The following is a 12,647-nucleotide window of genomic DNA, read 5'->3' as shown; positions in this document are numbered from 1 at the left end:
CATAGGGTCGAAACGGAGTGGAGAAGCCCGCTGGCGGGCTTGCGCGGGGGAGCGCCCCGGCCAGGACGTACGAGCCCGAAATGCCGCGCGGATCGTCGACACGGGAAGACTTCAGGTCCATGCTGATGCTGGACGACCACGCCGATCGCGGCGTATCGTTTGATCATGGAAACGGCTGCCGACATCGTTGCCCTGTGGCCCCGCTGGATGGACAGCGCTGGCGATATGCTCCGGATGAAGGCGTTGGTCCGGACCCGGTGCTGCAAATGCGGGACGCTAATGCGGGCCGAGCTGGAAGACATCGTGGCACGCCGCGGCTCCGACTATTCGCTGGTCGACAAGCTGGAGCGCTGTCGGATGGTCGAGTGCGAAGGGTCTACCTTCTATCTGGTGTCGCGAACCTATGGCCGCGAATGGGTGACGCTCCTGCGCGACCCGCGGCTGATGAAGGTGTTCGAGGAACTGCCGCCTGTCCGGACGGCGTGGAGCTGATTGCCCGCCTTCGGAAGAGATACCGCCTGAATTTGGATCCCGCACCCAAGCGGTGGGTAGAAGGGGGCAGAAGCGCGTCGTCCAGCGGCGCTGCCGTGCTTGCGCAGCGGGGCCGGGGCGGGCTCGATGCCCGCTCCGGCGCCTTCACGGTTGACGAGCGGGGAGGGGAGGGGGGCCGAAGCCCCCGGGAGGCTTAGGCGTAAGGGTCGTATTCGTTGACGATCGTGAGCGAGCTGTCGTGATCTTCGGCGGTGATGACGACGTACCCCGTGCCGACGGCGATGACGATGGTTGCCACCATGAGGGTTCTTGCTAGGCACATGGCGTTTTTGCGGGCGATCCAGATATCGTTGAACATGTCCGAGGCTCCTGTGAAGCCGACGGGGTTCATCCCCGCTCGACAGGCGCCCGACAGGACGGGGAAGGGCCGCGATCACTTTGTTGCCGCAGGCAAGAAAGCCGTAGCAAAGCGCCCGGACCCCTTGCGGGTTGATCGTACAGGGCCCTGAGGCGGCCCAAGGATTGCGCCTCAAAAGCGGGGGGGAAGCCCGCCTGCCGGGAACGTCGTGCTCAGCGTTGCTTTGCCAGTAACGCGCCCCTCGCAGGCGCGGTGGACACCTGCCCAGTCCGTGCCCCTCTCTGCGCCCCGATGTCGACGGGGACAGTGCGCTGCGCGGCGGTGCAGCCCCGGCCGGGCCAGGATGGAAGGAAGTTGCCGCTTTCCGGAAAGACGTTTCCGCGCTGTGCGTCCGTCAGTCGATCGTCACCCGAAAGGGCCGAGACCGGCTACGGCATCGGTGAAGCGAAGCGGAATAGAGCGACGGTCCCGGCTTCGCCGGGAGACGCCATCTCATTTCGAAACGCCAACAACGGCAACCAGATTTTATAACGAGGCTTCAGATCGGAAGGTGATCTCTACCGTCGCTTATGCCTTGGTAGTCGATGATGATCCGCTTATCCTGATGCACGCGTCCGACGCTCTCGTGGCCGCCGGGTTTCGCTTTCACAAGGCGGGTACGGGGGATGAGGCGAAGACCCTCCTGGGCGATCATGCCGACAATGTGATGCTCCTGTTGTCCGACGTGGAGATGCCCGGCGACACCGACGGGTTTGCGCTAGCCCATCACGTTGCCCACCATTGGCACGGGATTGAAATCGTGATCGCAAGCGGCAACCGGAAGCCGGGTCCGGGTCCGGGTCCGGGTCCGGGTCCGGGTCCGGGTCCGGGTCCGGGTCCGGGGGTCATGCCCGACAAGGCTACGTTTATCGGCAAACCGTTCACCGATCGCATGGTTCACCGACATCTTAGGCAGACGCTACCGGACAACAAGCAACCCGAGCAGCTCAAGCGGGCGGTTTAGCTGAGTTTTCCTGAACTTGTGACCTTACGGTCCTGATCGCCAATGAACGCGATAAGAGACCCGGAGCGTCAGCTCCGGGCCCGTACTGCCTCCCTCAGAAGGGGACGTCATCGGCCTCATTTTCCTGCGCGGCGCCTTGGCGTTCCTGGCGGTTCTTGCCGTAGGAGAGGAAGGTCACTTCGTCGGCGATGATCTCGACACAGTAGCGCTCGATATTCTGGTCGTCGGTCCAGCGGGTGTAGTGGATGCGGCCCCGGACCATGACCTTCTGGCCCTTCTCGACATACTGCGCGACGGTCTGGCCGACGCCGCTGAAGCAGGTGATCCGGTGCCATTCGGTGTCCTCGACTCGGCAAACTTCGCCATCCTTCATGGTCTTGCCGTCCTGGTCACGCTTGGGACGCGAGGTGGCGAGGGAGAAGTTGGTGATCTTGGTGCCGCCCTGGGTGGTGCGGACTTCAGGCGTGGCGCCGACGTTGCCGGTGAGGATGACGAGGTTCTGCATTTCGAAGTTCCTTTTTTTACTCGCCGGGGGGTCCGTCCCCTCGACTGAGCACCAAAAAAGACGGCCAGGACGCCCCCTCCACCGCAAGCGCGTAGACGCGCAGGGGAACCCCGATCAAAGGGGTGGTGCGGGCAGCCGTGGCACACGGCAACTCGGCCCGAATGATCGCGGGTTGGAGGGGGTGGACGGCCGAATTAGGTCGTTCAGGAAAGAGAGGGGATGGACCGCCCGGCGGGCAGCGGTCATGGAACCGTGAAGCAGTACGTCTTTGTCGCGTTACTCGTCCGGAAGTGCCACTCTGCCTCAATCCTGTTATCCCGGGCGGCTCTGACACTCTCCCTCGCTGGTGCTCGCGCCCTGCGCCGGTGTCTGTGGTGAAGGATGATGGTTGCGGCGTGGACCTTGGTGCGGCTTTCGCTGACACGGCGCGCGCGCGCCGAGCATGTCGAGATGACGATGGGACGGTTCGTGCTTCGCAGCATCCCGCCCGGACTGCAGGAACCAAGCGCGGCTGACGTGCCTGCCGGTAGTGCGTCCCGCCTGGCACACCGCGGCGAAGCCGGCGCAAAGGCCATCGCTGTGAGTTAGCGTGCGGCCTGAACGAGAAGCACACGGCGCGGGGCAGACTCCGGCCTCGCCCCACGGAACCGCTCCGCGTCGGAATCGCGATCTGGGCGCGATAAGCCCCCGTCAGTCGATCGTCACCCGGACGGGCCAAGACCGGCTAGGAACTCGGTGGAGCGAAGCGGCATAGCGCGCTGGTCGTTACACTATTCGCCACCAACCATCGCGAGCTTGCCCCTTAGGAACCAGTCATCACCGCTCGGCTGTTCGCCTTGGGAGCGTGCACGACCGATCATGGCCTCGACAGCGCGATCCGCGTCCTCACCATGCAGGCGGGGGGCCGAAGCCGGCGACGGTGACGCAAAGCCTCTTGCCGCTCGCGCGAGGAGCGCCGAGGTTGCTTGCGGCGACCGCGCAATCATTGATCCAAGATGATCGCGGCGACCTGGCGACCCTTGCCGGCGCCGGTGCCGTCACCGAGGAAGAAGCCGGTCCGGTACGGACGGCCATCCTCGGAGAAGCGATTGAGAGACCTTCCTCGACGGATTTGAACAGGCCGAGTAGGTTACGCCCAAACGCGTCGCCGGCATAAATCAGCGTCTCGAGCTGTGCGTCGGAGAGCGCCTTCGCGTAGACGACAGCCTGGGGCAGGGTCGGAACATAGATTGGCCGCGGCGCTGTGATCGAAGCCATCGCGATCGATTCTACCAGCGCGGTTGGATGCGCCGACGCGCAACCGATCGCGATACGGCTTGGCCGATAGGGCAGGTACACACCGACAGACTCCCCCGTCGGAAGTGGCTTGACAAACACGGTGTAATCGATCGGCGTTGCGGTCTGCGACAGCGCGCCTTTTGCGGGTGGTGCGCTCAGCCGCGGTTTGCTCGCCAAGCCGCCAAAACGCGAGCTGCGCCCGCGGGGGCGGATGAGCAGCGAGGCCGTGCGCGGGACAGACGCGGACACAGACGGAGCGGTCTTGGCGGTGATCGCCGCGGGCGCATCGGCGAGCGTCGTGCAGCGGATCATCTCGGCAGGCGTGCCGGTCACCTTTTCCAGCACCATGATCTTCACAGGTTGGCTGGTGGCATGCTTGGCATAGGCATTCGCCGGCAGTTCAAGGTGCAACGTCAGCGTACAACCCTCGGTCGCCTTCGCTCACGCGCGACTCGACGTCTCGACGCGGTCGGGCAAGATGGCGGCGCAGCGGCCTCCCGTGCCCAGACGCATCAAAGCGGTGCGAAGATGCCGGAACGCTGTTTGGCGGTCGGCGTGACGACCGATGCTGCGCGATAAAGGCGGATTGATAAGAACGGCCGTAAGGCCGGATGCTCGGCGCCAGCAGGTCGTGAATCAGCTCGGCGTCGTGCCGCGTGACGGCAGCCCCGGGGGAGTCGGCTGCGAGCATCTCGGCGCGAGCCGGATCGATCTCGTTCAGGACTAGGCGAGCATTGGCGCGGGAGGCGAACTCAGCGAGGAGACCAGTGCCGGCAGATGGCTCGAGCACCAGGTCCGTGGGCGCGATGCGCGCAGCGAGCGCGGCGAGGTACCCGATGGGCGCCGGTGTCGAGAATTGCTGGAGCTCAATCTGCTCTTCGCTGCGAACAGTGTGGGTCGGCAGATTGGCGACCAGTTCGGTAAGTGCAGCGACACAAGCGCCAGGATCGGCGGGAAGGCCTGCTTTTGCGAAGTACATGACTTCGACGAGTTCGAGCATGTCGCGGAGCGACCAGCGACCAGCGACCATCTGCAGTCGAAGCGCCATAGGCTTGCTCCATGACCCACACAGCATGTCGCGCTGGAGCGATCCATTCTTGGCAATGGTTTCGGCGACGGCCTTGGCAGCGGTGACTGACGGTTCGGTGAAATCGAGTTTGAGAGCTGCGTCTGAGGTTCGCATCGAGGGCCTCGGTTAAGTCGTCCGGTGATCATCACCGAATCAACAAGCCGAAGGCTCCCTCTCCTCTGAACACCTTGTGCCCGACAAAGCATCGCGACCGCGAAGCCATCTTCCAAAGCCGGTCGGGCGGCGTCGGCCGCGGCTAGTCGCGCAGGATGTCAGGCATATGGATCGATATCACGCGGCCAACGTAGCCCGACCGCCTGTCGACCGATCCTTGGGCCTCATTACAACGACCGTTTCTGGCTTCCCGACCCGTCGTCCTAGTTTATCCCGCGCAGGGACCTCCGGAACAACTTCGCGCACTTCAATTGAGTAGCTCGGCATCTTATTGTCGGCCGCAATCTTCTTCAGCTGACTTTTCAACGTGCGTAGCGGCGACGTGGAGCCGATTTTCGCACCCAGCATCTCCAGAGGCATTTCATATTCTTCATCACGACAATAGCAGTGCGCCAATTCATAAAGGCGTCGTTCAATCGAGCCAAGACGAAAATAGTCGTTGTGGTAGTCATAGATACGACTGTCACGCGAAACCGCGCGGACGAGCCAGTCACAGAGCTGGACGCGGACCGGCATGAGTTGATCGACGCCGCTCGCTGTTTCGCGAGTTGTCGCCTGCGCCTCCGCGAACCATGAGAAGAAGCCCTTCGTCCCCACGGTGCCAGTTTTAATGTTTGTTCGGATTTGCGTGCCCTGTAAACGACCGAGTGCTTCGATGAAGCGATCGTAATCACGCTTCGATGGGCGACCGACGCCGGTCGCCCGGAAGAAGTCGTGTGCATTGAAGGTAAAGACGTTCTGTACTTCACCCCCGGTCCGGCCAATATGCTGCACCATCAACGACAGGACGTAGATCAGGACTTCTTTATCCCACATCGTCGCGATACCGCTCGAACTGGGCTTGATCTCGATTTTGACGCCGTCCATCTCGTAGGTCATGGCCTCCATCTGAGGCCGCTTCGCTAACGAGAATAGTGGAAAGTCCATGATGCTCTGCTCGCCGCGGACTTTGCCGTGCAGCGGGCTGTCGAGATAGTCGAACAGCTTGCCCTGGGAGAGAGCGACTTCTCGCGAATCCATCGTCGGGGCTCCCACCAGCTTCACTTAGCAAGGCCGCTTATAGCGGATCGGCCGCAAACCTGCAGTCGGATAAGCGACCGCGTTATCGATAGCACGAGGATTTGGAGCGATTTAGCCGGTAAATCGGGGTGTGTTTCACATTTTGATAGGTACGGGCCACCGCAAACCCGGTCGAGACTCGTGCTATCGGTAACGCCGTGAACCTCATTCGGAGACCCGGTGTGCAGTACGAGTTCCAGGTCTTTGAGAAGGTGACGAAATCCTGTCATCGCAGTTCAGCCCCCCGGGAAACCAGCCGCGACATCAGGCTCCCGATCGGCGTCGCGTCGGTCCCATCGGACATCCCCCGCATGGCGACCGTGCGGCTCGTGTCCTTGAGGCCGTGGAGCGTCCGCCCAAGGTTCAATTCGCCCTTGTCAGCCTTGCTGCTCATTCCGCGGAGATACGCGCCGGGCCGCTGAACCTCGCCGCGCCGGTATTTCTGGATCGTGGCGATGACGGAGGCAGCGGCACCTCGCTGGCCCATGATGCGACAGGCTTCCTTGAACGCGTGATTGCTGATCCCCGACTGTCCCGCAAGACGCTCCGCGGTGGCGACCACCTCGCCCCACGATCCATCGCGGTGGAGCAGACCGGAACAGAGCTCCGGCGCGATCGACATCATGAATTCCGGATCGACACCGTGTTTCTCCAGATCGTCGTCGACTGCAGTTTGAGGTTGAGAGGAGAGGGCGTCCCCATTTCCACTACTTTTTTCCGCCAAGCCGCTACTGGTATCTGCTTTAGCAGATTGGAGTTGGTTTGTAGTTGTAGAGTGGATGTCCCTAGGTCCATCCCAGCATGAACTATCATCCTGATCGCTACCGGTACTGGGGACAGCGATCTCGGCCGAAACAGCCCCGGCTAAACGACGCGCACGCTCTTCGATCTGCTCCACACAGGCCGTCAGAAGGCCGACATCGCGGACGCAACGCATCTGGTCGGTGGCCATCAACGCCAACGCGAGATCGTCACCCGCCTTTAAATCGTGAAGATCGGCATCGAATACCGTTTGGGCCAGAGCCCTGATATTCCTGCGGGCAGCGGCAAGGCGTTTGCGGAGCACTGTCAGTGCCGCGTCCTCTGCGGCTCCCTTGGCCGCGCGGGCAGCAAATTCTTGAAGCCTAGTGCCGATCGGAGCGAGGACGATGCCGTAGCCCCATGTGATGAAGCCGTCGGCCCCGCGGCGTCCACCACGATGACCGTTCGGACTATCCCGAAAGCTGACCAGACCGAAGGCCTGTGCCTGATTTAAGAGCTTTTGAACCTGTCGGACGGTTACGCCCAGCTTTTGCGCGAGCAGGTCGTTCGACGGCCAAACGACGGGGATTTGTCCACCCTGCCAGTCCTGCGGCTTCGTCCAGGCAAACAGGAGATCGATGACGGAAACCACGCGCAGGGGCACGCCTATGTAAGGAGCCGCTCGTTTGAGCGCCGCAAGCGCTTTGGAAGGTGCCATTCCAGTTTCAAGACCGCAAAATTGCTCGGCAAGTTTCGTCGCCTTGGCGGCATGCTCGTCAAACCGGCGCAGTCCCCGGCCGGGGCTATGGGCAGTAGCCATTGTTCGTTCTCCCTGGGAGGGGAGCCCGTGCAGACAAAGCGACACCGTGGCGCCACGATCGACGCTTTGGGGTAGCAATAGGAAAGGAAGCCAGCTAAAGTGAGGTTTCTCACATCCGCCCTAGCAGGCGTCCCGAAAAGCCCGGCCTCGTGCCGGGTTTTTCATATCTGCACAGCGTCCCCCTTGATCGTTGTGACGCGCGCCCGAGTGGACGGCGGAGGTCAGCGTCGAGCTGATCCACAGCATCGATTGTTAAGCATCACTGGCGGGTCGGTCGTGCGCGATGAATCGTGCTATCAGTAACGGAATGGGTGATAATCACGTGCTATCAGTAACGACGTGTCGATCTTCGCTCGTGCTATCGATAACGCTGTCCCCAGAGGCACGTGCTATCGGTAACGCCGTCGCGCACTCGCTCGTGCTTTCGGTAACGGCGTGAGAATCGGGCGTTTCGGCAGTCTTACGTGACATGTTGCGCAGACGTAGAGCAGCCTCCTCATCGGCGCGCCGGGTAGGCGTGGCAGGCAAATGGCAATTGAGTCAGCGAGAGACTGCAAGTTCAGGCTCGAAATTGGCTGATGCCGTTTGTCCAAGCAGGGGAGCGAGTTGGACGTTTTCGGGCATTCGATATGTCACTGGTGGCTGAAAGACCGGAGTCTAGTGTGACCCGTAGACATCGTCAGCCCGATCTCCGATCCTGTATTCGGAACTCGGCAATTTGAAGATCGAGCCACTGCTCCGAAGCGACAAGAAGGGGAGTGAGCGTACCGACGATCAGGCCGCGTCCGTCTTCGGGATCCGTTTGTCTGACTATGTATCCAAGCGCCTCGAGATGCTCGATGTGGCGCAAAGCGGTGGTCGTCGAGCCTCCGCTCAGCTTACATAGCTGGGACACAGCGATGCGGCGTCGCTCGCATGCGGCTACGTAAAGTTCCAGGAACATGTCCCAGCTCGGATCATAGAAGCGGACCCCGTTGAAGTGGGTCGCCCGCCGGCGCCGGCCGACCAACACCGCCCTAGCCTCGGCAAGCCTGCGCTCGGACAGCTCTCTCGCGTCTGGCGGCATAGACAGCAACGTCTCCTCTATCGCCTTGCGCGGCAGCCGCACAACGACGTCGATCAGGTCATCTCGTTCAGATGCTGCACCCATAATCGTCTCGATCCGTTTCGGATGTGGGGCTCGGCGTTCGCCGGCAAGCGGAGCGTGCCGAGCGCAAGCGTGCCAAGCGCGAGATAAGCGTAGATCCCAAGGCCTGTATGGTAGGCAAAGAGTGGCACACCGGGCAGCAGAGCGCCGAAGATGCTCATGAAGAGGTCGGCTACTGCAAAACCTGTTGCCCAAATTGGCCAGAAGCGGATCGTCGTTACGCCCAGCCAGTAGAAGCCCGCAGCGACGCCCGCATCAATCACCAGGATCAATACCTCACCCAAGGCCCAGCCTTCTTTCGCCGCGATCAATCGAATAGCAGTAGTGGTGGCGAACCCCGCCATGTTGATGAGCGCCCCCAATCGTTCCGGCCTGCCCCCTCTGAGTGCCGCGAAGAGCAGCACGCCGAACATGACGACGTTAAAGATGACCGCGAGGATTATCTGGGCGCTCATAGGATTTCTCGCGGCCTACCCGCCGTTACCCCCGCGGTGACGTAGCCTCCGCAATCCGCGGAACGTCGATCTCCTTGATCGAAACAGATGGCGGCTTCGGCAAGTTCTCGCCTCAGTTCGTTTCTGTCAGGCCCAGTTGGCGACCGACCTTCTCGACAGACAGATGTGCTCGCATTGCCAGCTGATCCTGAACATCAACGAGGGCCGACAGTGCCGCGACCGTCGCCTTTACCGTTTGCTGCGTCATCGCGGCAGATAAGCTGTGGGCCTCCGTCGCCTCGAGTATGGTCAGTAGAAATTGCGCCGTATCACGTGTGGCTAGAGTGATCGATCGCTCCGCTCGGCGCAGGTCGTCCGCGACGATCCGGCTTGTGTCGGAAAGTGATTGCATAAGGCCTCCTTGGGCACCGAGCGCCCATCACAGTGGTTTCAATCCAAGCAGGAGAAGCAGCGTTACGATCGCCATGCCGGCCGCAGTTAGGCCCAAGGGGGTCACGATCGAGATGATCGCGGTCCAGAAGGCAACCTGCTTCCAGGTGAGCATATTCGCTGCCGCCCCAGCGGTCGGCAACGGGAGGGGAAGCGGTAAAGTTGGTGGCGCGGAAGGTAGGTCGTTTGCAGGGGGTAAAGGCTCTACCCCTCCGTCGTACTCCGCCAGGAGCCGCGCGGCATCATAACGGGTCGGCACGCCGAGGATATTATTTGCCTTTAACAGCTGCTTATCGACCGCCCGGTGGCTGCTACCCGTGGCTGCCGCGATCTCCTTCGAGCTGCGGTTCTGAAGCACCAGGCGGAGATAAGACCGCTGACGATCGGTCAGCAGAGCAACGCGCTCCGGTGTGCTTACACCCGGCGTCGGTGTTGGAGGCGTCCGTTGGGCAGGACGTTTGCCCGGTTCGATCGTCAGCATGCTCGTGAAAATACTCGCAACCCGGAATGATTCGGCTCCATGTCTGCGATGACTCCTGACGGGGCCCGTCTATCAAATCCACATCACAAGGTTCAAACGTCGCTCGAACGCGACGGACCGGGCACGTTCCAGAGCCCACGACGCCTCGCCGCTTTCTCACTTTCGACGCAGGCTGAAGCCAAGACCAGCGTAGCGATCAACTGCGATCGCCACTCAGCATGAATAATAGAGCTAATGGACGGAAGAGAATATGCAGACGGTTGCCGCTGTGTCGTTCAAGCGGGAAGCCCAGAAGGAAAGGATCTGCCCCTCCACCGGGCGATCGTCGGCTGTATACGCGGCAAACTCGGACAGGGTGCGGGCGAGTTCGGCACCTGTGATTACGCGTTCGCGTTCCAGTATTGTGGCCAGCAGCGCGAGCCAGTCGCCATGTGCCTGCACCAGCGCTTCGATCTGAAGCATTCCCGAACCACTGTTCGAGAAATCCTTCGAAGGGCTTTGGCGCCGGCGGAACCTCGTGAGCAAACTTTTGATCAAGGACATGGCGCGCGTTCCATCAACCGCCGGTAGCCGGGACGGTTGAACACGCGGCAACACTGGTAACCACGCCCCACGTATTCCCCGCACCGACAAGCCGTAGCAAGGTCATGTATCTTGCGGGCCGCCCGACGGAAGTCGGGGACCCAGCATTCGACCGCACTTGCGGGCCAAGGATGGTGTTCAAGCCACGCCGCTATGGTACAAGGCTCAGGCGAAAACACGCTGTCATTGCAAAGCTAAGCGGACCGCAGCATCCTGGAAGCAGGCATCGCGCTCGTCGACGGAGCAATATGGCGGACGGCGCGCTCGTCGCTCGATCGGGGCGCGGGAGATCGCCCCGGCGATCAACGTATCAATCGCCATGCTTTACCAGCAAGTTCCGGCATCCGAGCACGAAGCGATCCGGGATCGGTATTTGAAATGGACACAGATACACAGTTAGCGTCGGCAGGCTCGCTGAGGCGTCACCAAGCACCTGTTTGTCACACACGGGTGACGGGAACCGGGTTTTCCGTACTTTCGACCGCTGAAGGGCAATAAATGATGGAAAGGCGACAGTCCGCTTTCGGGAAGAGGATGGTGATCGGCCGACGTTCCTGGCGGGCTGCCGCCTTTTCCAAAAACGATCACAAAACGAGAAATTCTAGCGCTGGCTGCACTTCAAATCGATTGTACTCCGGTCAAGGGCACTGAGCGTTGCCCCGACCTTTGCTACGAGCCAAGCCGGCGACGTGGCCGCATACGGCGCGCTCGGACTGCTCTGGGTAGGGCAGGCGCAGGCACTCGAGGTCACGCCTCCCGGTGAGATTGTCCGCGACAGCGTGCGCGCGACGCTGGAAGCCGAGGTTGGTACCATCATGGGCGGTGCTGCCTATCAGCGTGTCCGGCCCCGAATCGACAGCCAGTTCGCAGACTATTGGACCAGCACTGGTCGGCCTGGCGCTCGACAGTCGACAGCCCGTACCGAACATGATGCGGCCGAGCGGGCTGCAACCGAAGCCGCAACTAGGCTCGCCGCCCTCGAGCAGGGTTTCGCTGATCTTGAAGCTGCTCGGGCCAGGCTGAAGCTCTTGGATCGCGATCTTGCCGATACGGCGGATGCAGATCGGCGAAGGGTTCTGGTCGATCAGGTCGACGTCGCACGATCCGCGGCGCAATTGCGCGATACGCGGCGGGCCGAGCAAGGTCGCCTTGCGGACCAGGTCAAGGCTCTCGAGGAACTTACCGCGCGTCTGGTCGATGCCCGCAAGGCCGTCAGCAAGACGGTCGCAGAGCTTGCCAGCGCCTTCGAAACCGATCTGCCCTGGAAGAGGAATTGGCCAACGCGCGGGAGCGAGCGGGTACGGCGCGTGATCGGTTGGCGGCGGCCCGGGATACCCGGCGAAACGCCCATGCCGCGCTCGATGCTGCCGGCAGGCTGGTGGCCACCCAAGCACGCCATGTCGAGATCGCCCGAGTACGTCAGCGGCACGACGAACTACTGCCTCTTGGAGCGCAACTCGATGTGGCGCGCGAGCTTGGTAAGACGCTGATTCCACCCAACGTCATCAAGATGTTGGAGGAGCGCGAACGGGCCGTCGACAAGGCGCGTGCGGCCGTGGGGGCGGGTGCGACCCGGGTCGAGTTGACGGGCGATGTCAGCGGCGTTCAGATCGACGGCATGCCAGCGGAGCCTGGCGACCGGACGCTATCGCGTGAGACGCGCATTCAGCTTGGTGGCGCCATGCTGATCATCCGGCCGCCAGCAGAGCTACAGAGCGCCGAAACAGTGCTGGTCAACGCCCGCGACGATCTGAGCGCTGTACTGGCTGACCACGGGGTGGCGAGTGTCGCCGATGCGCGAACTCATAATGAGGCTGCACGAGATGCCGCTGCTAACGCCCGTACGCTCGAGGTGAAAATCGCCGGGATGACCCCAGCCGTGCCGCTGCTCGGTATCGCAGGTGGTGCTTCAACCCTGAAGACTTTCGTAGCGGGATTGCACGAGAGCGCGGAAGGGGAGGGGAGTGAAGAGGGGCCAGACCTCGACGCATTGACGGCGATTGCGGCGGAAGCGGACTCCGCTTGCGAGAGCCGAGGGAGGCGATGAGGCAGCA

Annotated in this window: 15 protein-coding genes; 4 read left to right on the top strand and 11 right to left on the bottom strand. The window is 62.0% G+C overall.

Annotated elements, in window-relative coordinates; all coding sequences use genetic code 11:
- The first annotated feature begins 303 nt into the window (after nt 1–303).
- Nucleotides 304–492: a hypothetical protein gene (locus tag IFT71_RS21625; RefSeq protein ID WP_244655048.1), complete on the top strand. Its 189-nt coding sequence runs from the start codon at nt 304–306 to the stop codon at nt 490–492.
- A 193-nt stretch (nt 493–685) separates the two neighbouring features.
- Here the strand turns inward: IFT71_RS21625 and IFT71_RS18715 are convergent, their stop codons facing one another.
- Nucleotides 686–850 (bottom strand): hypothetical protein, encoded by a 165-nt coding sequence (locus IFT71_RS18715; RefSeq protein ID WP_192099366.1) that lies wholly within the window; start codon nt 848–850, stop codon nt 686–688.
- Between the two features lie 550 nt (nt 851–1,400).
- Here IFT71_RS18715 and IFT71_RS21620 point away from each other — a divergent pair.
- Nucleotides 1,401–1,853, top strand: a complete 453-nt coding sequence (locus IFT71_RS21620; protein WP_342212699.1) for a response regulator — start codon at nt 1,401–1,403, stop codon at nt 1,851–1,853.
- Nucleotides 1,854–1,947: 94 nt separating this feature from the next.
- Here IFT71_RS21620 and IFT71_RS18705 read toward each other — a convergent pair whose 3' ends face one another.
- The 10 genes from IFT71_RS18705 to IFT71_RS18665 form a co-directional block, all read right to left on the bottom strand.
- Nucleotides 1,948–2,358 (bottom strand): single-stranded DNA-binding protein, encoded by a 411-nt coding sequence (locus IFT71_RS18705; RefSeq protein ID WP_192071724.1) that lies wholly within the window; start codon nt 2,356–2,358, stop codon nt 1,948–1,950.
- A gap of 885 nt (nt 2,359–3,243) precedes the next feature.
- A complete protein-coding gene (locus tag IFT71_RS22030; RefSeq protein WP_446740773.1) occupies nt 3,244–4,047 on the bottom strand; it encodes a strawberry notch-like NTP hydrolase domain-containing protein in 804 nt (267 codons plus the stop codon).
- Nucleotides 4,037–4,819, bottom strand: coding sequence for a hypothetical protein (locus IFT71_RS21610; protein ID WP_244655047.1), 783 nt, complete (start codon nt 4,817–4,819; stop codon nt 4,037–4,039). The genes IFT71_RS22030 and IFT71_RS21610 overlap by 11 nt, the downstream gene beginning before the upstream one ends.
- Nucleotides 4,820–4,996: 177 nt before the next feature.
- Nucleotides 4,997–5,899, bottom strand: a complete 903-nt coding sequence (locus IFT71_RS18695) for a replication initiator protein A (protein ID WP_031393304.1) — start codon at nt 5,897–5,899, stop codon at nt 4,997–4,999.
- A 265-nt stretch (nt 5,900–6,164) separates the two neighbouring features.
- Nucleotides 6,165–7,499, bottom strand: coding sequence for a plasmid replication protein RepC (gene repC / locus IFT71_RS18690; RefSeq protein WP_192142822.1), 1,335 nt, complete (start codon nt 7,497–7,499; stop codon nt 6,165–6,167).
- A gap of 679 nt (nt 7,500–8,178) precedes the next feature.
- The gene (locus IFT71_RS18685) at nt 8,179–8,649 is read right to left on the bottom strand and encodes a MarR family transcriptional regulator (RefSeq protein ID WP_192142820.1); all 471 of its coding nucleotides are present in this window, start codon (nt 8,647–8,649) and stop codon (nt 8,179–8,181) included.
- Nucleotides 8,619–9,101, bottom strand: a complete 483-nt coding sequence (locus IFT71_RS18680) for a hypothetical protein (RefSeq protein WP_192142812.1) — start codon at nt 9,099–9,101, stop codon at nt 8,619–8,621. Before IFT71_RS18680 ends, IFT71_RS18685 begins: the two co-directional genes overlap by 31 nt.
- Nucleotides 9,102–9,213: 112 nt before the next feature.
- Entirely contained in the window at nt 9,214–9,492 is a 279-nt protein-coding gene (locus tag IFT71_RS18675; RefSeq protein WP_244649247.1) for a hypothetical protein, read from the bottom strand.
- 27 nt (nt 9,493–9,519) lie between these two features.
- Nucleotides 9,520–10,011 (bottom strand): LuxR C-terminal-related transcriptional regulator, encoded by a 492-nt coding sequence (locus IFT71_RS18670; protein WP_192071720.1) that lies wholly within the window; start codon nt 10,009–10,011, stop codon nt 9,520–9,522.
- A 231-nt stretch (nt 10,012–10,242) separates the two neighbouring features.
- The gene (locus IFT71_RS18665) at nt 10,243–10,554 is read right to left on the bottom strand and encodes a hypothetical protein (RefSeq protein ID WP_244649245.1); all 312 of its coding nucleotides are present in this window, start codon (nt 10,552–10,554) and stop codon (nt 10,243–10,245) included.
- Nucleotides 10,555–11,282: 728 nt separating this feature from the next.
- On the opposite strand from IFT71_RS18665, the gene IFT71_RS18660 reads away from it, so the two are divergent.
- Nucleotides 11,283–12,083: a hypothetical protein gene (locus IFT71_RS18660; RefSeq protein WP_192142810.1), complete on the top strand. Its 801-nt coding sequence runs from the start codon at nt 11,283–11,285 to the stop codon at nt 12,081–12,083.
- A complete protein-coding gene (locus tag IFT71_RS18655; RefSeq protein WP_192142808.1) occupies nt 12,056–12,640 on the top strand; it encodes a hypothetical protein in 585 nt (194 codons plus the stop codon). Before IFT71_RS18660 ends, IFT71_RS18655 begins: the two co-directional genes overlap by 28 nt.
- The last annotated feature ends 7 nt before the right edge of the window (nt 12,641–12,647 follow it).

It is taken from the genome of Sphingomonas sp. CFBP 13733, from assembly GCF_014841795.1.
Lineage (GTDB): Bacteria > Pseudomonadota > Alphaproteobacteria > Sphingomonadales > Sphingomonadaceae > Sphingomonas > Sphingomonas aerolata.
The sequence above is the reverse complement of the archived record's forward strand: the minus strand, read 5'-3'. Positions and strand labels throughout refer to the sequence as shown.

Bases quoted from the DNA above. Each gene is read 5' to 3' on its own strand.
- IFT71_RS18705 (WP_192071724.1), bottom strand. From the start codon at position 2,358: ATGCAGAACCTCGTCATCCTCACCGGCAACGTCGGCGCCACGCCTGAA.
- IFT71_RS21610 (WP_244655047.1), bottom strand. From the start codon at position 4,819: ATGCGAACCTCAGACGCAGCTCTCAAACTCGATTTCACCGAACCGTCA.
- IFT71_RS18685 (WP_192142820.1), bottom strand. From the start codon at position 8,649: ATGGGTGCAGCATCTGAACGAGATGACCTGATCGACGTCGTTGTGCGG.
- IFT71_RS18680 (WP_192142812.1), bottom strand. From the start codon at position 9,101: ATGAGCGCCCAGATAATCCTCGCGGTCATCTTTAACGTCGTCATGTTC.
- IFT71_RS18675 (WP_244649247.1), bottom strand. From the start codon at position 9,492: ATGCAATCACTTTCCGACACAAGCCGGATCGTCGCGGACGACCTGCGC.
- repC (WP_192142822.1), bottom strand. From the start codon at position 7,499: ATGGCTACTGCCCATAGCCCCGGCCGGGGACTGCGCCGGTTTGACGAG.
- IFT71_RS18670 (WP_192071720.1), bottom strand. From the start codon at position 10,011: ATGCTGACGATCGAACCGGGCAAACGTCCTGCCCAACGGACGCCTCCA.
- IFT71_RS18665 (WP_244649245.1), bottom strand. From the start codon at position 10,554: ATGTCCTTGATCAAAAGTTTGCTCACGAGGTTCCGCCGGCGCCAAAGC.
- IFT71_RS18715 (WP_192099366.1), bottom strand. From the start codon at position 850: ATGTTCAACGATATCTGGATCGCCCGCAAAAACGCCATGTGCCTAGCA.
- IFT71_RS18695 (WP_031393304.1), bottom strand. From the start codon at position 5,899: ATGGATTCGCGAGAAGTCGCTCTCTCCCAGGGCAAGCTGTTCGACTAT.